At 45.8% G+C, this 21,156-nt stretch carries 16 protein-coding genes; 11 read left to right on the top strand and 5 right to left on the bottom strand.

Features of this window, described 5'->3' with window-relative positions; all coding sequences use genetic code 11:
* Positions 1-70: 70 nt before the first annotated feature.
* The 4 genes from MSG34_RS15540 to MSG34_RS15560 all read right to left on the bottom strand — a co-directional run bounded on the left by MSG34_RS15540 (position 71) and on the right by MSG34_RS15560 (position 4,917).
* The gene (locus MSG34_RS15540; protein WP_248338367.1) at positions 71-862 is read right to left on the bottom strand and encodes a hypothetical protein; all 792 of its coding nucleotides are present in this window, start codon (positions 860-862) and stop codon (positions 71-73) included.
* Between the two features lie 111 nt (positions 863-973).
* Complete coding sequence (locus MSG34_RS15545; RefSeq protein ID WP_248338368.1) at positions 974-1,354, bottom strand: hypothetical protein; 381 nt, start codon at positions 1,352-1,354, stop codon at positions 974-976.
* 151 nt (positions 1,355-1,505) lie between these two features.
* A complete protein-coding gene (locus MSG34_RS15555; protein WP_248338369.1) occupies positions 1,506-2,000 on the bottom strand; it encodes a hypothetical protein in 495 nt (164 codons plus the stop codon).
* 334 nt (positions 2,001-2,334) lie between these two features.
* Positions 2,335-4,917 (bottom strand): nitrate reductase, encoded by a 2,583-nt coding sequence (locus MSG34_RS15560; RefSeq protein WP_248338371.1) that lies wholly within the window; start codon positions 4,915-4,917, stop codon positions 2,335-2,337.
* Positions 4,918-5,389: 472 nt separating this feature from the next.
* Between MSG34_RS15560 and nirB the strand changes: the two genes are divergently transcribed.
* From nirB to MSG34_RS15580, 4 genes are all read left to right on the top strand, one after another.
* Positions 5,390-7,972 (top strand): nitrite reductase large subunit NirB, encoded by a 2,583-nt coding sequence (gene nirB, locus MSG34_RS15565; RefSeq protein ID WP_248338373.1) that lies wholly within the window; start codon positions 5,390-5,392, stop codon positions 7,970-7,972.
* A 139-nt stretch (positions 7,973-8,111) separates the two neighbouring features.
* The gene (nirD, locus tag MSG34_RS15570) at positions 8,112-8,456 is read left to right on the top strand and encodes a nitrite reductase small subunit NirD (RefSeq protein WP_055319440.1); all 345 of its coding nucleotides are present in this window, start codon (positions 8,112-8,114) and stop codon (positions 8,454-8,456) included.
* A 143-nt stretch (positions 8,457-8,599) separates the two neighbouring features.
* Positions 8,600-10,069: a NarK family nitrate/nitrite MFS transporter gene (locus MSG34_RS15575; RefSeq protein ID WP_048660355.1), complete on the top strand. Its 1,470-nt coding sequence runs from the start codon at positions 8,600-8,602 to the stop codon at positions 10,067-10,069.
* Between the two features lie 168 nt (positions 10,070-10,237).
* Positions 10,238-12,028: a bifunctional protein-serine/threonine kinase/phosphatase gene (locus tag MSG34_RS15580; RefSeq protein ID WP_248338375.1), complete on the top strand. Its 1,791-nt coding sequence runs from the start codon at positions 10,238-10,240 to the stop codon at positions 12,026-12,028.
* Positions 12,029-12,131: 103 nt separating this feature from the next.
* Here the strand turns inward: MSG34_RS15580 and cra are convergent, their stop codons facing one another.
* On the bottom strand, positions 12,132-13,136 hold the full coding sequence (gene cra, locus MSG34_RS15585; RefSeq protein ID WP_248338377.1) for a catabolite repressor/activator: 1,005 nt from the start codon (positions 13,134-13,136) through the stop codon (positions 12,132-12,134).
* A gap of 385 nt (positions 13,137-13,521) precedes the next feature.
* Here cra and fruB point away from each other — a divergent pair, with 385 nt between their 5' ends.
* The 7 genes from fruB to MSG34_RS15620 all read left to right on the top strand — a co-directional run bounded on the left by fruB (position 13,522) and on the right by MSG34_RS15620 (position 21,103).
* Positions 13,522-14,655, top strand: coding sequence for a fused PTS fructose transporter subunit IIA/HPr protein (fruB, locus tag MSG34_RS15590; RefSeq protein WP_050646611.1), 1,134 nt, complete (start codon positions 13,522-13,524; stop codon positions 14,653-14,655).
* A gap of 9 nt (positions 14,656-14,664) precedes the next feature.
* On the top strand, positions 14,665-15,642 hold the full coding sequence (gene pfkB, locus MSG34_RS15595) for a 1-phosphofructokinase (protein WP_050654006.1): 978 nt from the start codon (positions 14,665-14,667) through the stop codon (positions 15,640-15,642).
* A 15-nt stretch (positions 15,643-15,657) separates the two neighbouring features.
* A complete protein-coding gene (fruA, locus tag MSG34_RS15600; protein ID WP_248338379.1) occupies positions 15,658-17,400 on the top strand; it encodes a PTS fructose transporter subunit IIBC in 1,743 nt (580 codons plus the stop codon).
* 202 nt (positions 17,401-17,602) lie between these two features.
* Positions 17,603-18,208, top strand: a complete 606-nt coding sequence (locus MSG34_RS15605; protein ID WP_248338381.1) for a hypothetical protein — start codon at positions 17,603-17,605, stop codon at positions 18,206-18,208.
* An 11-nt stretch (positions 18,209-18,219) separates the two neighbouring features.
* Complete coding sequence (locus tag MSG34_RS15610) at positions 18,220-19,131, top strand: sterol desaturase family protein (RefSeq protein ID WP_248338383.1); 912 nt, start codon at positions 18,220-18,222, stop codon at positions 19,129-19,131.
* A gap of 8 nt (positions 19,132-19,139) precedes the next feature.
* On the top strand, positions 19,140-19,814 hold the full coding sequence (locus MSG34_RS15615; RefSeq protein WP_248338385.1) for a response regulator transcription factor: 675 nt from the start codon (positions 19,140-19,142) through the stop codon (positions 19,812-19,814).
* Entirely contained in the window at positions 19,811-21,103 is a 1,293-nt protein-coding gene (locus MSG34_RS15620) for a HAMP domain-containing sensor histidine kinase (RefSeq protein WP_248338387.1), read from the top strand. Before MSG34_RS15615 ends, MSG34_RS15620 begins: the two co-directional genes overlap by 4 nt.
* The last annotated feature ends 53 nt before the right edge of the window (positions 21,104-21,156 follow it).

The following is a 21,156-nucleotide window of genomic DNA, read 5'->3' on the forward strand; positions in this document are numbered from 1 at the left end:
CGCCGCGTTAAGTAGTGAGCAACGCTAACCACCAAACCTAAACCATTGCACCATAAACACAAAACTCAACTTAAACCAACGTCGCCGAGTGTTGCGAATCTGTCTTAAACGCTTTGTTATGTTTATCTGCCACAACAGCCGTTCCCCACCCTTTTGCTACCACCTCAATTACTTGGTAGTCAGAGAAAAGTTCTCCCAACCCCGTTTCAGTAAGCATTAGCATGATGGTTGCTACATTTACTTTTGATTCATCGCCTAAGTGATTAGGGCTAAAGCCCCACTCGTTACCAATGTAGCCCGAGTAATGAATAAAAGCTGTTTTAAGCCTCTTATCAACAACATAACTCAAAATATATGCAACTGTTTCATCGAATACGAAGCCATTGTATTTATGGCAGTTCTTACTTATTTTTCTGTAGTTAGCTAGAAGATTTTGGCGTTTGCGAGCCTTGCACCTTATAGTTTTCTCAGCTGACTCAACCCAAATTTCTGCGTCAAGAAAATTGGGGGAGAAGTCATCATTGTTCACTCTAAGTGCACTATATTGATCTGTGAAAATACCAATAGTTTCATACGGCTTTAAGACTTCTGGTGGCGAGAACTTCTTGAGTTCCAATAACAGGTCGTTATCGAACGTCGCATAAATTGAATATACGCTTACTGGTTTATCTTTATTGTTGCTCAAGATTATTTCATTTATCCGTGGAGCACTAAACCCCTCATGTGCTACTGAGTATTGAACAGTGATATTGTGACCAATTTTTTTCCACGCGAAGTAAATTGCGAATATGGATGTAATTAGTACTAATATCGGTCTAAAGTAGTCACTGGATATATTTACAAATAGTTCGATAATTTCCACGTTTTTCCCTATAAACATAACGCCGCATTAAGGTGTGAGCGACGCTTGGCTATACTTGAGCGAAGCGAAAACGCCAAGCGTTGCGAATCACTCTTAAATGCTTTGTTATGTTTATTTTAGGCGGACAAGGTTAAGGTAATGAATGATCTGTTTCACTAGATGATTCTTCGCTTCTATCTCGAATTCATAATATCCGTCATCGTTGTAATCTCCAGCATTTTCCCACGCTAGTTTATATTCTGAATGGACCTTGTCTAGACGAACAGCTTTTGAGGAACCGAGAATAACTTTAAGGTCGAGCATGTCAGCGTCAGAAACCTTACTACTGCCAATTCCTTCACCTTCAAGAGCGCTTTTTTCGATCATCAGGCTCCGTCTGATCTTTTCAGCCCTGTCATTATACTCTTTACGTTTGTCTCGCCCTAAAGCAAGCCAGTGTCCGATTATCGCACCCACTAATACACCGAGAAGACCTGTAGCAATTGGATTCATACCCTATCTCATTGTTCCTATTAACTAATAAACATAACGCCCTGTTAAGGTGTGAGCAACGCAATACCAAAGCCGCCGCATACCACCTTAATCACCTAAACCAACGCATAGTAAAAATGCCACGCGTTGCGAATCACTCTTAAACAGTTTGTTATACGCAAGCTACCCAAGCTAAGTGCTCAGAGTTTTGATCTACTAAGCCGCTTTCAACTAACCCTTTGAGACAACCGTATCGTGAATGCCCCTCCACTAGTCTGTAGCCATGTTTGCTTTTAAGAAACAGAGGTGGACGAAGCCATGTATTTTGTTCTTTCCAGTGGTTAATTACTGATGGCGAATATTGCCCAATTTTATTCCAATCAAGATCTTTAGCAACTCGCATGGTTCTTCCACTACAAGTAGAAACCCAATGTTCAAAGTCAGGATTGAAACCACAACTAGCTAAAGATCTAAATGATAACGACTCAAGAGACCAAACCAAATTAGAGATCTCCAACCTATCGTAACTTTCGTAAAAATCTGAGTTAGTGCCATGATCAAAATAAAACTGCTCCACTACATCTTCAGGAGTATTCGGAAGCAATTCGCACAATTGTTCTAAGCTTAGTTGCCCAGTAGCTAAAGTTCGTAAATCTCTAAAATACAATGCTTAATTCTCCGATTGCGTATAACAGCTATATTAGACAGAATAATTCTGCATTTTGTCTCTGAAACAATTCTGTCTAGTAATCTAAACCGTTCAGGCCAAGTCTAATAACTCATTTAATAACATCATCTTACCTACTTTTCTTCGTATCAAACATGACAAAAAGCAGAAATTTTCCATATAGTTTCGGCAAAATGCAGAAAACTCCCTAATGTGTGAGTAAACCGCAGTTCAGGCAATGAAGGTGTTATCTTGGGAATCGTGTTCTCAAACAAAAGCGCCAACATGATTGTCGGCATTTTTGCTTTAGGTATGGATAAGTGAGAGGTAGTAACTACTTCGCCATGGTACTCAAAAACTCGGCTTCGAACTCTTCATCGGCTTCTCGGGTTAGGCATTCCACCAGCCAGTCGATGCTTTGATGGTCGAGCTTACTGTTCACCACGAAAGCTTGCTTTACGCCAGACTGACCCAGCTTGGCAGAGCCGTAGTTCTTGAATGATTTGTTGCCGTGGTAATGGAGTGATTTGATCGCCTCTGCGTTCGGCTCTGGTAAGGCATCGAGTGTGTTGGCCAGTTGAATCACCAGCTCCATTGGGTTCTTGGATGATGAGATGCGATACAGAAAACCGCCCTCCACTCTTTGGCGCACCCAGTAATCAAATCCGCTGCAATCCATCACTTTGTCGCTGACCAGTGCGGCTTCGCTGCGATAGCCACACGGTTCAACCACCACTGGGGTGTGTTTGAATTCTGGTTGGCCTGATGCAGCATCGGTATGCGGCAGGATCAAGTCACACGGCTTGCTGTCTTTGGCGGTCGGTGCGTTCCAATGAATCGGCATGAAGACTTGTTCACGGCGCATCTCTTTGGTCACTACTAAGCGGGCTTGGCACTCCCCTTGTGCACTGCGCACTTTCACCACCGGATTAATAGTGACATGGTTGAAGGCATCTAACCCAAACTCGTCTAAGCCAAGCTCTGCAACGGTATCTGGATGCATCGCAACAAAAGGCTCTGGGGTGTGTTCACCTAAGCCTGCCGCCAAGCCAGTGCGGCTCATTGTGTGCCATTGGTCTCGGATTCGCCCTGTGTTCATGATAAGTGGGAATTCAAGGCTGGTATCGGCAATCGGTTTGTCGTGCTCAACTGCAATAAACTGCGCTTTGCCTGATTCAGTAAAGAACTCGCCATTGGTGAACATGCGCTGCTCAATGATCTCTGGTTGATACTCTAATACTGGCCATTGCTGTGGAGTGAGTTCGCCATAGCCTTTCTCATCCAGTTGCGTGAGTCCAATTAAGCATAAGTCACGCGCTTTACCTGTTTCATTGCCGAGCGCTGTCATCTCGCAATACTCTTTGAAGATCTCACCTTCGTGGCGGAACTCAAACTGCTCTTTGAATCCCATTTTTTGTGCGACTTCTTTTAATATCCACCAATCGGGTTTGGCTTCCCCTGGGCTTGGTAATACACGGCGTTGGCGTGAGATTCGGCGTTCAGAGTTAGTCACAGTCCCCGACTTCTCGCTCCACCCTTGCGCGGGTAGCACCACATCGGCCAAGCGAGTGGTTTCAGTATCGGCAATACAGTCAGACACCACCACAAATGGGCACTTCTCTAATGCCGCTTTGATCTTTTCACTGTCAGGCAAACTCACGACTGGGTTGGTCGCCATGATCCACACGGCTTTGATTTTGCCTTCATTCATGGCATCAAACAGGTCAATCGCTTTTAAACCCGCATGTGTGGCTAAGCTGTCGGTTTGCCAGAACTCGCTCACCGTTTGGTGTGATTGCGGGTCACCAAATTCAAAGTGCGCCGCTAAGGTATTGGCTAAACCGCCCACTTCTCGCCCACCCATCGCGTTCGGCTGACCCGTTACAGAGAATGGCCCCATACCCGGTTTACCGATTTTCCCGGTGGCTAAATGGCAGTTAATAATGGCGTTTACCTTGTCGCACCCTTGTGTCGATTGGTTCACGCCTTGAGAGTAAATGGTCAGCACCTTCTCGTTCGATGCAAACAAACTGTAGAACTGTTTTAGCTGCTGCTCTGTTAACCCTGTCAGCTCAGGAACGCTTTTGTCGCCCCAGCCCGATTCGGTATAACGATATTGAGTCGCAGATCGAATCGATTCAGTAAAGCCTTGGGTGTGGTTTTCTATGTAGTCTGCATCTAGCTTGTCGTTATCGTCGAGATAGCCCAATAAACCATTGAACAACGCGACGTCTGAGCCAGATTCCAATGCCAAGTGAATGTCTGCGATTTCACAGGTGTCGGTATAACGCGGATCTATCACGATCACTTTCAATGCAGGGTTGGCTTGTTTCGCGGCTCTTAATCTTTGGAAAAGTACCGGGTGACACCATGCTAGGTTGGAGCCTGTAATCACGACTAGATCAGCTTGCTCGAGATCTTCATAGCACACCGGTACTGTGTCTGCACCAAATGCACGCTTATGCCCGACCACGGTTGAAGCCATACACAGCCTAGAATTACTGTCGATGTTGCCACTGCCGATGAAGCCTTTCATCAGTTTATTGGCAACGTAATAGTCTTCGGTAAGCAGCTGACCAGACACATAGAACGCAACCGAATCGGCCCCAAATTCTTCGATGGTTTGATTGAATTTGTCTGCGACCAACTGAGTGGCACTGTTCCAATCCAGCTCTTGTTTTTGCTCATTCTGAATATAAGCAGGCTGTGTAAGACGACCTAAAGGCGTAACGGTGTCGCCGAGCGCAATCCCTTTAGTACAAAGCTTTCCATAGTTTGATGGATGATCTTTATCACCACGCACTTCTAGTTTTCCTAGCGATGTCGGTCTCGCTTCTATTCCACACCCTACACCACAATAAGCACAGGTCGATTTTATCCAGCCGCTGTTTGAATCGGTCATCCGTTTCTCGCTCAATTATCCATAATTGTAATAACTGAAACCAAGCAAATAACACGCCACTTAATAGTAGCTGATGAATATCAAATAATTTTAATTAAAAACAATAACTTAATAAAAACACAAATATCAACAACGAACTAATTAGAACTTAACTAAGATAGAAACTTAATTTTTGCACCATCTTGCAGAAAGTTGCACCACAAACGCTCATTTATATAAATCTAACAAAAATTTTAGATACCACTTTAGGGGTAATTGCGAGCTACTCCCATTTTTTAAACTACTGAAAATTATAAGTTAATTTTTATTTAAAAGAACGAACCGTAATCTGGCATCCTCCTTGCTCCACTAAAAACCAAGACTTAGAAAAAACATTTTTGTTTTTCTTGATGATTATGAATTGAGTGGAATCTCAACCCGGTATTCATCTGCTAACGACTAGAAATTAGATGCTAGTAATGGTGACGCCGAGAATAAGGAATGGATTATGAGCAAGAAGAAAATCGTCGTTGTTGGTAACGGCATGGTTGGACACAAATTTATCGACAACATCCTGCAATCAGACAGTGATGAATTTGATGTGATTACTTTCAGTGAAGAGCCAAGGCTAGCATACGACCGTGTTCAGCTAACGGCTTACTTTAATGGTAAAAGCGCTGATGACCTGTCATTGACCAGTGAAGAGTATTACCAAAGCAACGGCGTGAACTACTTGTTGAACCAGAAGGTTGCCAAGCTAGACACCGCCAATCAACAAGTCATCACAGAAAGTGGTCATGTTGAAAGTTACGACAAGCTAATCTTGGCGACGGGCTCTTTCCCTTTTGTCCCCCCTATTCCCGGTAACGACCAAGAACACTGTCACGTTTATCGCACCATCGAAGACTTAGACGCCATCGAGCTTTCAAGCAAAGGCAGCAAATCTGGCGTGGTGATTGGTGGTGGTCTGCTTGGCTTAGAAGCCGCAAACGCAGTCAAAAACCTTGGTTTGGAAACCCATGTGGTTGAATTTGCTCCACGCCTGATGGCCGTTCAGTTAGATGACGGCGGCGGTGCCCTACTGCGCAGAAAGATTGAAGACCTTGGTGTGCAGGTTCATACCGAGAAAGCGACCTCTGAAATAGTCGACGGTGAAAACGCTCGCTACCGCATGAACTTCGCCGATGGCACCCATTTAGAAACCGATATGATCGTATTCTCTGCCGGTATTCGCCCTCAAGATGAGCTGGCAAGAAGCTCTGATGTCGAGATTGGCGAGCGTGGCGGTATTGTGATCAACAATCACTGCCAAACTAATATCGACAACGTCTATGCGATTGGTGAATGCGCGCTTTGGGACAACAAGATCTTCGGCTTAGTCGCGCCGGGTTATTCGATGGCAAAGATTGCGGCTTCGCATATTGTCTCTAATGGTACTGACGACGCTGCATTCACTGGCGCAGACATGAGCACCAAGCTCAAACTGCTTGGCGTCGATGTGGCCAGTATTGGCGAAGTACACGGCAAGACGGAAGGTGCTCAATCGTATACTTATAACGATGAAATTGAACAAGTTTATAAACGCTTGATCATCTCGGCTGACGGCACAAAGATTGTCGGTGCCGTATTGGTCGGGGATGCAGAAGCCTACGGTTCGCTACTGCAAATCAAGCAAAATGATATGCCCCTTCCTGAAAATCCATCAGTACTGATTCTACCTAATGTCGCAGATGATTCAGGTTCGGCAATGGGTGTTGAAGCTCTACCTGATAGCGCTGTGATCTGTTCATGTTTTGATGTGACCAAAGGCGATATTAAAGAGGCCGTTTCAGCTGGCTGCACCACGATGGCGGCTTTGAAAGAAACCACCAACGCTTCAACAGGTTGTGGCGGTTGTTCTGCTCTTGCGAAACAGGTTCTGGATAGTGAGCTGAGTAACTTGGGTGTGGAAGTCTCTAACGATATCTGTGAGCACTTTTCTTATTCTCGTCAAGAGCTTACCGACATCATTCGCGTCAACAAAATCAAGACCTTCGACGAGCTGTTAGATTCTCACGGCAACGGATTGGGTTGTACCGTGTGTAAACCGGCAGTCGGTTCGATTCTGGCTTCGTACTGGAACGATTACATCCTTGAAGATCAACATATCGAGCTGCAAGACACCAACGACATCTACCTTGGCAACATGCAAAAAGACGGCACTTACTCGGTGGTTCCGCGTATTGCTGGCGGTGAAATCACTCCAGATAAATTAATCGTGCTTGGCGAAGTTGCTAAAGAGTTCGACCTCTACACCAAAATCACGGGCGGTCAGCGTGTCGACTTGTTTGGCGCACAGCTTAACGAACTGCCAATCATCTGGAAAAAGCTGATTGATGCAGGTTTTGAAACGGGCCACGCCTACGGTAAATCGGTTCGTACCGTGAAATCGTGTGTCGGTAGCACTTGGTGTCGATACGGTGTCGATGACAGTGTTGGCTTAGCGATTCGTCTTGAGAACCGCTACAAAGGCCTGCGTTCACCACACAAGATCAAATTTGCGGTTTCAGGCTGTACTCGTGAATGTGCCGAAGCGCAATCGAAAGACATTGGTGTTATCGCCACCGACAAAGGTTGGAACTTATACATCTGTGGTAACGGCGGTATGCGCCCTCGCCATGCCGACCTATTCGCCACTGATTTAGACGAAACCACACTCCTTAAATACATCGACCGCGTTTTGATGTTCTACACACGTACCGCAGACCGCCTACAGCGTACATCGGTATGGATGGAGAACCTCGAAGGCGGCATTGAATACCTCAAGCAAGTCGTGATTGAAGACAAGCTCAACGTTGCTGAAGAACTCGAAGCGGACATCGCACTCAACATCGAGAAGTACCAGTGTGAATGGAAAACCACCATTGAAAATCCTGAGAAGATGAAGCGCTTCCAGCACTACATCAACAGTGAAGAAATGGACACTAGCCTCTCTTTCATCAAAGAGCGAGAGCAGCGTTTTCCTAAGCCGAGCTTGAGCTCTTCTTCAGATTCACAACGCGATGAAATGCTAACCAAGGCTGACCAAATCGAAGTCACGGAAGTTTCGTAAGACGAATTGACGGTCTGTGAATCAGTAACAACTAAACCCAATATCGATAGCCGACAGTGGCGCAGCCCAAGAAAACTGCTGTCGGCTATCACCCTAATTAAATTGATTATTAGTTTTATGTTTTGACTAGGAGAAAGTCATGGAAAATTGGACAACCGTATGCAGCACCCGCGACCTAACCCCAAACGGGGGAATTTGCGCCAAAGTAGACGATAACCAAGTGGCTATTTTTTACTGCAAGCGCAGCGACACGCTTTATGGGCTCTCTAATTACGACCCTATCGGCAAGGCGAATGTGATGTCACGTGGTATAATTGGTTCATTAAGCGGAGAACCTTACGTGGCCTCACCCTTATACAAGCAGCATTACCACTTAGAAACTGGCGAATGTCTTGAACAGCCTGAGCTCAAGCTCGTGAAATTTGAAGTTCGAAAGCAAGGAGAACAAGTTCAAGTTCTCGCACCGCTTGCTATCGCCAGTTAACTAAAACGCCGACACCATCATGCAAACGCTTATTGGCGTGCGCAATTTCGGCACAGGGTTTATGCACATTAAAAGCGTTCGAAGTTCGGAAGTAACGCAGATGCACAAACCGGGTAATTTTCCAGATTTAAAGGATTTAAACCATGGATAACACTAAATTTTCGCTGCTTTCATTTACGGGTAAGATGAAGGTCTTACACCTAAGTTGGATGGCCTTTTTCATTACCTTTGTTGTGTGGTTCAACTTTGCCCCACTACTGCAAATGGTAAAAACCACGCTTGGTCTTTCTACTGAAGAAATCAAAACTCTCCTGATCCTCAACGTTGCATTGACCATTCCAGCACGTGTCGCAATAGGCATGCTAACCGATAGATACGGCCCAAGGTTGGTCTACTCTTCGCTACTCGCGGTCTGTTCGATCCCTTGTTTCATGTTTGCTATGGCAGACTCTTTCATTCAAGCGGCAATCGCTCGTTTCCTACTGGGCTTCATTGGTGCAGGTTTCGTTGTCGGTATTCGTCTTGTGTCTGAATGGTTCCCACACAACGAACTGGGTACGGCTGAAGGTATTTACGGCGGTTGGGGTAACTTCGGTTCAGCAGCAGCAGCGTTCACACTTCCAACTCTCGCTCTAGCGTTTGGTGGGGAAGACGGCTGGCGTTATGCGGTCGGTATTACTGGCGTAATGAGCTTAGCGTTCTCGTTTATCTTCTACAAAAACGTGTCAGATACACCAAAAGGTTCAACTTACTTCAAGCCTGCTCAAGTAACAGCAATGGAAGTGACATCAAAGGGTGACTTTTTCTTCCTACTTATTATGAAGATCCCTATGTATGCCGCTTTAGCGCTACTGACTTGGAAGCTATCACCAAGCAACATCAACATGTTGTCTGACATGGCGGTTTACTCTGTGTATGCAGGTTTAGCAGCACTTTACGTGTACGAAGTGTCGCAAGTTTGGAAAGTAAACAAGAACGTATTTAAAGAAGAAGTACCAGAGATTCACCAGTACAAATTCAAGCAAGTTGCGGTACTTAACGTATTGTACTTCGCGACATTTGGTTCTGAACTGGCTGTGGTTTCTATGTTGCCACTGTTCTTCTCTGAAACCTTTGAATTAACACCGGTTCTTGCAGGTATGGTTGCATCGGCTTATGCCTTTATGAACCTAATGTCTCGTCCAGGTGGTGGTTGGATTTCAGATAAATTCGGTCGTAAACCAACACTGCTTATTCTAACGATTGGTCTTGCTGTGGGTTACTTCGCAATGGGTCAAGTCGACAGCACATGGCCTGTATGGCTAGCGGTTGTCGCGGCGATGGCGTGTTCTTTCTTCGTGCAAGCGGGTGAAGGTGCGGTATTCGCAACGGTTCCTCTAATCAAGCGTCGTATGACAGGTCAAATTGCAGGTATGACGGGCGCTTACGGTAACGTGGGTGCGGTAGTTTACCTAACTGTGTTGTCATTCGTGAGCTACCAAACCTTCTTCTTAGTGATTGCTGCAACAGCGGTACTTGGCTTTGTGACTCTACTGTTCATGGAAGAGCCTAACGGTCAAATCGCCGAAGTAAACGACGATGGCAGTGTCACGCTGATTAATGTTTCAAATTAGTATCAGTACTATGAAGCATTGATATTATTTAATCGGGAGAAGCACCTTAGCGGATACATCAATGCTAGGTGCTTCGTTCAAAGGCTCTAAGTTCACTAGGGCTTTTGTTCTTCCTAGGATGTTCTGTCAAGGAAGCGGGAAGAAGAGCAGTTAAGAAGAAGACCAGTTATGACAATTTCATTCAGCCAAGGGCAAGTCATCACACCAGAATCCAACAACCAGTTAACGCTTAAGTTTGGTGGTTATTCGAATCAAGGCGTACGTGACGAAAACCAAGATGCCATCATTGTAAAACACCCTAAAACTCGCGCAGAGCAAGAGTTGAAAGGCAGTGTTGCCTGCGTAGCAGACGGCGCGAGTTGCAGTGAACACGGCCAGAAAGCCAGTCACACCAGCGTGATGCAGTTTATCGACGACTATTACGCAACTCCCCAAAGCTGGAGCATCCAACGTTCGGCGCAAAAGGTCTTAACGTCCCTCAATTCTTGGCTCTTCAACACGTCTGTTTCTAATATTCATCCCGCACAACAAGTGAACCACAATGCCCTCGTTTCGACGTTCAGCAGCGTGATATTAAAATCGAACACCGCACATATATTCCACGTGGGCGACAGTCGCATTTACTTACTCAGAGATGGAGAATTACGCCAACTGACCCGCGACCACACCCGTAAAAATATGGGGCAGAAGCATTATCTAACACGCGCCTTAGGCATGGATAACCAACTCAACGTTGACTATCAAACCCTACCTATCAAGAAAAACGACTGCTTTATCCTGACATCTGATGGAGTGCACGAGTTTGTCTCTCCCAACACCTTCAAGGAACACATCGACAAACCCGGAGCGGATTTCGAATACGCAGCGCAAAGCATCTGTAACACCGCTTTGAGCCACAATAGCTCAGACAACGTGAGCTGCTTGATTGTGCAAGTCAGCCACCTGCCTAAACCTTCGCTGATTGAATTCCATGAGAAGCTGGCTAAACGTGCCATCCCACCCGCTTTAAAACTCGGGCAAAGTATCGACAACTTCATGGTGATTGAGGTGTTGTATGCAGGCTCTAGAAGCCATGTGTATCGTGTGATGCAGAAAGAGACACAAACCGAGTTCGTGTTGAAAGTCCCTTCCGTTCAATATCACGATAGCCCTTCGCAACTCAGAGCTTTCTTTAATGAACAATGGGCGGGGATCCTGTTAAAAAACAAGAGAGTCATGAAGGTTTACCCTACGCCAGAGAACTCGCAATTCTTATACCAAATCTGCGAATGGGTAGAAGGCATCACCCTAAGACAATGGATGTACGACAATCCAAAACCGTCACTCAATGAAGTGCGCGACATACTAGAAAAAGTCACACAAGGCATTCGAGTATTACAACGTGCAGACATGGTGCACCGAGACTTAAAGCCGGAAAACATCATGATTCAACGTGATGGTGAGGTAAAAATCATCGACCTTGGTGCGGTATTGGTGAGAGGCCTTGAAGAGGGAGAGCTCACCGACAAAGACGACACTCCATTAGGCGCGGTCAATTACATTGCACCCGAGACCATCAAGCACAACAGCGCGACCACCAGTTCGGATCTGTTCTCTATCGCCGTGATCGGTTATGAGATGCTAACCGGTGAATTGCCCTACTTTGAAATGACCGCACAATCGCTTAAACAATCTCGCCACCATCAATGGGACTACCTACCCATCACTCAGAAACGAGCGGACTTACCCAGTTGGGTCGATTTGGTGTTACAAAAAGCCTGCGCGGAGTCGCCAAGCGAACGTCATCAAGTGTTGGGAGATTTTGTGGCAGACCTTTACACACCAAACCAAAGCTTGGTGAAAAGCAAAGCCAAGCAACCTTTGATAAACCGAAACCCGATCCAGTTTTGGAAAGTGTTGGCCTTGTTGCTCGGCATTGTTGCCATTGTAGAAATGGGCTTATTACTGAGTTCGAGTTAATTACAGGTTCGAGTTAAAACCAAGTGCGGGTTATAAATCTAAGCTCGAGTTAATTCCAAATTCGAGCTAAACGCGAGACTTCTAGCTAAGCGTAAAATTCGAGCTAGCCACGCTTTACTAAGCTTCTTGGTACTAACTCAATACCCGCTTGGTAACGTTTAGCAGACGCGTTCAAAGCAAGTGCAAAGGCGTTGTCTGCAATCACTTCGAATTGCTGTGGCAGTGAGTGGACTTTAAAAGGTAAGAAATCCAATAAACGGTTATCACCAAAGGTTGCCAGCTTTACTTGGCTGATCAGTTCTGGTTTTTCGACCATCACATCCAGTACACCTTCTAATAAGGTGTAAGACATAGTGACAATCGCATCGGGCACTGTGCCTTTGGCAATCCAGCCCTCAAAAATCTCACGCCCTGATTCTCTGTCAAAGTGCTCGCCATAACCCACTACCATCGGCTTGTTTTCTGTTAGCCCTGTTTGTTGAGTATGTGCTTTATTTGCCGCTTCAAAACCGAGCTGACGTTCACGTGAAATGTTCAGATCAGGCAGTGCACCAATCAAACCAACACTATGAATACTGTCATCAAGAATCGAATGCGTCAGTTCAAATGCAGCTTCGAAATCTTCACTGATCACACAGGCAAAGTGCTCATCATCTAAAGGACGGTCAATCGCGATTACGGGTGTGCCAGAGTTTTGCAGCTTCAAGTAAAACTCGTTAGCGTCTGGCATAGAGCTCGCCACCAGCAAAGCATCAATACGACGGCTAACAAGCGCTTCCGCAACTTTACGTTCAGTTTCGGCGTCATCATCAGAACAACCAATCAGGATTTGATAGCCCACTTTACGTGAGTTCTGCTCTATCAATTTTGCTAAACGCGCGTAACTGCTGTTTTCCAGATCAGGAATAATCAAACCAAATGAACGGCTATTACCAGCGCGCAACGACGAAGCAGCATGGTCTGGTCGGTAGTTATACTCTTCCACGACTGCCATCACTTTCTGCTGTGTCTTTTCACTGATTCTGTATTTCTGCGCCTTGCCATTGATCACATAACTGGCTGTCGTTTTCGACACACCGGCTAGTTTGGCAATCTCATCTAGTGTCATATGGGTGACCTGTATTTTGTGCGTAGGATCATATAACCAATCTTCTGATCCTTGGATTAGTTGAATTATATGCTGAATCGATTCAGTATAAAAGCTGAAAGGATTCAGCAAAATCTGAAAAGTGACTTCAATCATCCTTTTGAATGGATTGAGCGTCATTTGTCGTGATTCAGCTTCTTGTTGTTAACGAAACTGGAAATACGACACGCAGCAAAACTATTTTGAAAACCAAAATCGGCTTTGCTGAATTTTTTTACACTGAATGCTGAACCGATTCAGCCAATATAAAACAAAGAGTTAAGCAACGAGTTAAGCTCCATAAACCTTGCTCTAGACTGAATCGTAGCGATACACAAATTCTCAAGCGATACGCTAAAGAGGCACCATGCTTAAATTATCAAAATCTGACATCACTCTAGGCCAAACTGCCGAAGACAAATTCAAAGCAATCCAAAACATTGCTGGCGACCTGACAGCTAAAGGTTTAGTTGACTCTGGTTACGTTGAAGGAATGCTGAACCGTGAAAACCAGAACTCTACGTTCCTAGGTAACGGCATCGCGATTCCTCATGGAACGACGGATACTCGTGGCCTAGTGAAAGAGACAGGCGTTGCGGTACACCACTTCCCTGAAGGTATTGATTGGGCAGACGGCAACCGTGTTTACGTGGCAATTGGTATTGCAGCTAAATCAGACGAGCACTTAGGTATTCTTAAGCAGCTGACCAAAGTTCTGGCGGCTGACGGTGTTGAAGAGAAATTAAAGCAAGCGAAATCAGAAGACGAAATCATCGCCCTACTTAACGGCGAAGTTCAGCTAGAAGCCGACCTAGACGCTTCTTTAGTTCAGCTACTGTTCCCTGCAAGCGACATGATTCAAATGTCTGCAGTTGCGGGCGGCCTACTTAAAAACACAGGTTGCACAGACAACGCATTCGTTGCTGACCTAGTAACGAAAACACCGACTCACTTAGGCCAAGGCCTATGGTTGTTGGGCAGCGATAAAGGCGTAACACGCACTGGCGTATCTTTCGTTTCAACAGCGAACCATTGTGAATACGAAGGCACACCAGTTAAAGCATTGGTCGCATTCGCCGCTTGTAACAGCGCGCACCAATCGATTCTGGCAAACCTAAGCAAGATGGTTTTCGAAGGTAAACAGCAACAACTGTTAACCGCTGACGCAGCGCAAGTAATTGGCCTTCTAAAAGGTGAAGCGGTTTCTACAGCTTCTCAAGACGATGACAACTGCGCAGTATTCAAAATCAAAAACGCACACGGCCTACACGCTCGTCCGGGTGCAATGCTAGTCGCTGAAGCCAAGAAGTTTGAATCAACAATCCGCGTTTCAAACCTAGATGGCGACGGAAAAGAAGTGAACGCGAAGAGCTTGATGAAAGTGATCGCTCTTGGCGTTAAACACGGCCACCAGCTTCAGTTTGTTGCTGAAGGTGATGACGCAGCACAAGCACTTGAATCGATTGGCAAAGCTATCGCTTCAGGCCTTGGCGAAGGTTAAGGAGTCGATATGTCTGATAAACAAATCAAAGCCGTTACTGTAACGCTTAACCCTGCTCTAGACCTGACAGGCGCTATCGACGCACTTAATGTGGGTTCAGTGAGCCTAGTAAACAAAGGCTCTCTGCATGCAGCGGGCAAAGGCGTAAACGTAGCAAAAGTACTTTCAGAGCTTGGTGCGAAAGTGACCGTAACAGGTTTCCTTGGTCGCAATAACGAAGAAGCGTTCTGCCAACTGTTCGAACAAATGGGCGCAACTGACCGCTTTATCCGTGTTGATGGCGCAACTCGTATCAACGTAAAACTGGTTGAGAACTCAAGCCAAGTAAGCGACATCAACTTCCCAGGTGTTCCTGTTGATGCTGACGCGATTAAAGCGTTCGAAGAAACCCTATTAGAACTTGCTGAAACACACGATTACTTCGTCATTGCAGGCAGCTTGCCACAAGGCGTATCGCCAGAGCTTTGCGCTTCTTGGGTGCAACGCTTACACGATTTAGGTAAGAAGGTGCTATTTGATAGCAGCCGTGACGCACTTAAAGCCGGTATCAATGCACAACCTTGGTTGATTAAGCCAAACGATGAAGAGCTGTCTCAGCTGTTCAATGCAGAGCTGACAACTCGTGACCAATGCCAACACGCGGGCCAAGCCCTAAGTGAAAAAGGCATTGAAAACATCGTGGTGTCACTTGGCGCAGAAGGCGTGATGTGGCTAAACCAAGGTGAATGGTTACATGCTCAACCACCGCGCATGCAAGTAGTCAGCACGGTAGGTGCAGGTGACACATTGGTTGCTGGCCTATGTTGGGGTCACATGCAACAGATGCCAAAACCAGAACTTATTAAATTCGCAACCGCCCTATCTGCTCTAGCAGTTTCACAGGTAGGCGTGGGCATCACCAGCCAACAAGAGCTGGATTCAGTACTACAAAATATCCAATTACAGTCGCTTAGTGCTCCAACTAGCCAGTTAGACACAAGCAAATAGGACAAAAGGTTTATTATGAATATTACCATTATCACAGCTTGCCCTAGTGGCGTAGCAAACAGCATCATCGCAGCAGGCTTGTTAGAGCAAGCGACAAAAGCACTGGGTTGGAACGCCGCTATTGAATGTCAATCAAGCGTGTTACCTGACTCAACCGTATCGCAAGACGCTATCGACAGCAGCGATGTTGTGGTTATCGCAGCCAACACCAACGTTGATAAAGCGCGCTTTGTCGGCAAGAAAGTGTACCAAGCGGCTATCTCTGAATGCACTGCAGATGCAAAAGCGTTTCTAGAGAAAGCGGTAGCAGAAGCAACGGTATTAGACGCTTCTCAAGCTGAAAGCACTGTTGAAGTGACCGGTACGTCACCTGCTACAGGTAGCAAAAAAATCGTAGCGATTACCGCTTGCCCAACGGGTGTTGCACACACCTTTATGGCCGCTGAAGCGCTTGAAGCAGAAGGCAAACGCCTAGGTCACCAAATCAAAGTGGAAACTCGCGGCTCTGTAGGTGCGAAAAACCAACTGACAGACCAAGAAATCGCAGACGCTGATCTAGTTATCATCGCAGCCGACATCGACGTTCCACTGGATCGTTTTAACGGCAAAGCGTTATACAAAACAACGACAAGTCCTGCTTTGAAGAAAACAAAGCAAGAGATGGAAAAAGCGTTCGCAGAAGCTAAACCATACCAACACACCGCTTCTGCAAATTCAGCGCCTGCTGACGAGAAGAAAGGCGTGTACAAGCACCTAATGACAGGTGTATCTCACATGCTTCCTGTGGTTGTTGCAGGAGGTTTGATCATCGCACTCTCTTTCGTATTCGGTATCGAAGCGTTTAAAGAAGAAGGCACGCTGGCAGCAGCACTGATGACTATCGGTGGTGGCTCTGCATTCGCACTGATGATTCCTGTTCTTGCTGGTTTCATTGCATTCTCAATTGCTGACCGTCCGGGTCTGGCTCCTGGTCTAATCGGCGGTATGCTGGCTAGCTCAACAGGCGCAGGTTTCCTAGGTGGTATCGCAGCGGGTTTCATTGCAGGTTACGCAGCGAAATTCATTGCCGACAAGGTTCAACTTCCACAATCCATGGAAGCCCTCAAGCCAATCCTGATCATTCCGTTTATCGCGAGTTTGTTCACTGGTCTTGTGATGGTTTACATCGTGGGTGGCCCTGTTTCTGGCGTGATGAGCGCAATGACAACTTTCCTAAACAACATGGGAACGTCTAACGCGATTCTTTTGGGTGTGATTCTAGGCGCAATGATGTGTTTCGACCTTGGTGGCCCAGTAAACAAAGCAGCTTACACGTTTGGTGTTGGTCTATTGGCTTCGCAAACTTACGCGCCAATGGCAGCAATCATGGCAGCAGGTATGGTTCCAGCTCTAGGTATGGGCCTTGCGACTTTCCTAGTGAAAGACAAGTTTGAAGCAGGCGAGCGTGAAGCAGGTAAAGCATCATTCGTTCTTGGCCTATGTTTCATCTCTGAAGGTGCAATCCCATTCGCAGCGAAAGATCCAATGCGTGTTATCCCAGCTTGTATGGCAGGTGGCGCACTAACTGGCGCTCTATCAATGATGTTTGGTGCTCAGCTAATGGCTCCACACGGCGGTCTATTCGTACTACTAATTCCTGGTGCTATCTCTCCAGTTCTGATGTACCTAGTGGCAATTGCAGCGGGTACAGCGGTAACTGGCTTTGGTTACGCAGCTCTTAAAAAGATGAGCGACTCTAAGGCAACTGCAGAGGCTTAATCCCCCAAGCTCTTTAATTTAGAGCGCTCCTGATGCATTGATAATTTCAATGCAACAAATAAAACAAAGGCTCCTCATTTGAGGAGCCTTTTTTAATGAATCACCAATACCCTCTGACTAAAACAATCCCCCACGGTTACCTTTTGTTTACCTCTCCTCCTTTACTGTTCCTAACTAGAGAAATGACACACAAGGAAAGAGCATGAAACTATTCGCTTCAATACTCACGACCGTCGGTATTACTGGCGCGGTTTGGGGGCTATTACATATTCAACCCGCGATTGCGGATGCCTCAACCGAGCAACCAATAGCTCAGTCATCAGTAAGCAAGTCGTCAACAAGTACGCCATCCATAGATAAGTCCGTAGAGGTAAAACAACAGGCGACTGCAAATACAACTTACCTGCAAGGTTTGAGTAAGACTATCTCTTTAGAGGACGTGCCTGAACTGTGGGTCGATTTCTATCAAAACCTAGAAGCAAATGACGAGAAGATCGCACAGCAACAGAAAGTCATCGTCGTCTATCAAGAGATCAGCTCTGATTTCAGCGAAGCAACGATCACCATTGGTTTCCCGACCAAGCAATCAACGTCAAATAAAAACAAACCCTTAATTAATATTCCGAGCAAAGCCGGAGGTACGCTTCTTCTAAGTAAAGGTGAACATACAGAACTAGAATTAGCGCAAGCTTGGGAAGATATCGCGATTTTAAAAGAAGTGGACATGGTCATAGAACACCACCAACTGAATCAGCATGGGTTGCCAGATTCTAGCGAGTTATACGTCTACTATAAGAATGGTCAGTAAAGGATTAAATTATGGATTTCACTATGGATAGCATTGGGAATTTTCTCTCTAAAACATTCACAGAAACAAGCATCATCCTTACCGAGACTTGGGTAGATGATAATTTTCTACTGCTTGCTTTGGCTCTGTTTATCTTTGAGCTTATCCGCTATGCCTTTAAGAAAAAGCTCAGCTGGAATATGTTGGGTGACAGCGCGACCAATTTAGTCACCTTATTCTTCTTATTGGTTACTGTCTTCTTTGTCGGGTTAGCTTATGTTGGTGCTTTTGTTTACGCCTACGAGAATTTCAGCCTAACTCAACTGCCAATATCCGGCTGGACAATTCTTGGTTGCTTGATCTTGGCCGATCTTGCGTATTACTGGGAGCACCGATTCTTGCACAGCAACGGTTTAGCATGGGGAACGCACTCTGTTCACCATAGCTCGCCTTACTTTAATATCTCGGTTGCTTACAGGTTTGGGCCATTAGATTGGTTCTTCCCATTCTTCTTCCACTTGCCGTTGATTCTGCTTGGTTTCAATCCCTTTGTGGTTCTGATGTGTGAAACTTTTGTTCAACTGTTTCAGACACTGCTGCACACTGAAACCGTTAAACGACTGCCCCGCCCTGTTGAAGCGGTGTTTAACACGCCTTCACACCACCGAGTGCATCATGCGACCAACAAGCAATATCTTGATAAGAACTATGCAGGCATCTTCATCATTTGGGACAAGATGTTCGGTACCTTCGCGAAAGAAGAGGAAGAAGTCAGATACGGCGTGTTCCCTAGAATCAACTCTGTGAACCCATTTAAGGTATATTTCCACGGCTACGTTAAACTGTGCCAACAGTTATGGCATGCGCCAAATTGGAACTACCGATTACAACTTCTTATCCAACCGCCTATCTGGGCTTGGAAAAGAGAACGAGAAACAAAGTAAGGACACTTATGAGCATTAACGCCCTGTTGATTGAAGACGACAGCGACTTGGCAGAAGCCATTGCAGACTATATGGAACTCGACGGTTTCGAATTCGATTTTGCTTACAATGGCAGTGCTGGGCTCAATCTTGCGCTAGAGGGGCGTTATGACATCATCTTAACGGACATCAACATGCCCAAGATGGACGGGCTCGATGTCTGCCAATCTCTTCGTCAACAAGGTGTCACGACACCTATCCTTATGTTAACGGCAAGAGACACGCTACAAGACAAAATCGCCGGATTCGAGGTAGGTTCGGATGACTATCTAGTGAAGCCTTTTGCGATGGAAGAGCTAAAAGTACGGTTGATGGCGCTGGTACGTCGCGCTCAAGGTTCTGTAACTTCGTTGTCTGTGGCAGATCTCAAACTGGACTTGGATAAGCATCAAGCCATTAGAGACGGCAAGCTATTGAAGCTCTCCCCGGTATGTTGGCGAATGCTCGTGATGTTAGTTCGAAACAGCCCTAACGTGGTGAGCAAAGCCAAGCTTGAAGAAGCATGGGAAGACGAAATGCCAAGTTCGGATAGTATGAAGGCGCACTTGTTTAAACTTCGACAAGTGGTTGATGCGCCCTTTGGCTCAAAGCTAATTCACACGGTTCATGGTATTGGTGTGGTCTTGCATGAGGAGCCATCATGAAACACGCGAACATGAATCGAGTCAGTATCAAGCGTGACATCTACCTCTATTTATTTGGCATCGTCGTATTACTCACAGCCATCTACAGCTTGATGGTGTCTCAGAGTTACCACATTGGCCTTAATGAATCGGCAAAATATGGATTCTTGTATGAATTGGAAGTCGCAGAGCAACAATACATCGAAACAGGGCAACTTCCAGACTATCAAAACCCGACATTCCAAGCCTTTTTAAGCTATTTGGAACTGCCCGCTAAGTTCCAACAAGCTTTTGATTGGAAGGCTTTTGATAACGATGCAATTTATGAACACTACGAGCTTCCATCGAACAGCGAATCAGGTCAGTACCTCTACGCAGCCAAGCATCCGATATCAGATAGCGACGAGGCGCTATACATCATTTCTGAATACGATGAAGCCATCTACTTGAATCTATTCGAGCTGAATCCACCTGATTCTATCGCTCAAATTAACAATGCCTTTATCGCTATCGGTGCCCTTTTACTCTTGGTATTTTTGATCATTCGCCTTCTGATACATCGAGTCACCAAACCGATTATTACCCTATCAAAATGGTCTGAATCTCTGGATGTGGACAACACAGAAGGGCTGACTCAATTTCGCTATAAAGAAATCGACCAATTAGCTTCACAACTGGTTAAAAGCGTACAAGGTGAACGCCAAGCTAATGAGCGTGAGAGCTTTTTCTTAAGAGCCGCAAGTCACGAGCTAAGAACACCGATTGCCACCATTTCAGCCAGTGGCGATATGCTGGTTCGGTTGTCTGAAAGCATTCCAAACAGTGGTCAGCGAGCCGTCGCACGAATCCAACGTTCAGCCACCAACATGAAAGCCTTGGTAACGACTTTGCTGTGGATGAGCCGCAATAGCGAGATAGAAACCAACTACGAGCAAATCAAACTAGAACCTTTGATCGATAACATCATCGAAAGCCAACGTTACCTTGTAAAAAACAAAGAGGTAGAGATCCACACCAAGGTCGACCAAGGCGAATACTCACTTCCCCGCGAGTTAACCGAGGTTGTGCTCACCAACTTGGTACGAAATGCATTCCAACACGGCGGTAGCGGAGATATCAGCATCACGCTTGCAGCAAACCAGTTTGAGGTGAGTAATCGTTTGGAAGATAAACACATGGCAAACGACTCTGATCAACAAACCTCATTTGGAATCGGCCTAGAGCTTATTGATCGCATTTGTCAGAACCAAGGTTGGCAGTTTACTCATGAAACCAACAACAATGAGTTCATCGTTAAAGTCATGCTGTAGCAATTTTCTGAAAGGTTAATTGATGGTGACCAAAAGTTTACCTTGGCTTGGTT

Origin of the sequence: Vibrio sp. 1CM2L (genome assembly GCF_023161695.1) — a bacterium.
Classification (GTDB): Bacteria; Pseudomonadota; Gammaproteobacteria; order Enterobacterales; family Vibrionaceae; genus Vibrio; species Vibrio coralliirubri.

Coding starts and splice junctions, on each gene's coding strand:
- MSG34_RS15545 (WP_248338368.1), bottom strand. CDS start 1,354: ATGAATCCAATTGCTACAGGTCTTCTCGGTGTATTAGTGGGTGCGATA.
- nirB (WP_248338373.1), top strand. CDS start 5,390: ATGAGCAAGAAGAAAATCGTCGTTGTTGGTAACGGCATGGTTGGACAC.
- nirD (WP_055319440.1), top strand. CDS start 8,112: ATGGAAAATTGGACAACCGTATGCAGCACCCGCGACCTAACCCCAAAC.
- MSG34_RS15575 (WP_048660355.1), top strand. CDS start 8,600: ATGGATAACACTAAATTTTCGCTGCTTTCATTTACGGGTAAGATGAAG.
- MSG34_RS15580 (WP_248338375.1), top strand. CDS start 10,238: ATGACAATTTCATTCAGCCAAGGGCAAGTCATCACACCAGAATCCAAC.
- cra (WP_248338377.1), bottom strand. CDS start 13,136: ATGACACTAGATGAGATTGCCAAACTAGCCGGTGTGTCGAAAACGACA.
- fruB (WP_050646611.1), top strand. CDS start 13,522: ATGCTTAAATTATCAAAATCTGACATCACTCTAGGCCAAACTGCCGAA.
- pfkB (WP_050654006.1), top strand. CDS start 14,665: ATGTCTGATAAACAAATCAAAGCCGTTACTGTAACGCTTAACCCTGCT.
- fruA (WP_248338379.1), top strand. CDS start 15,658: ATGAATATTACCATTATCACAGCTTGCCCTAGTGGCGTAGCAAACAGC.
- MSG34_RS15605 (WP_248338381.1), top strand. CDS start 17,603: ATGAAACTATTCGCTTCAATACTCACGACCGTCGGTATTACTGGCGCG.
- MSG34_RS15610 (WP_248338383.1), top strand. CDS start 18,220: ATGGATTTCACTATGGATAGCATTGGGAATTTTCTCTCTAAAACATTC.
- MSG34_RS15615 (WP_248338385.1), top strand. CDS start 19,140: ATGAGCATTAACGCCCTGTTGATTGAAGACGACAGCGACTTGGCAGAA.
- MSG34_RS15620 (WP_248338387.1), top strand. CDS start 19,811: ATGAAACACGCGAACATGAATCGAGTCAGTATCAAGCGTGACATCTAC.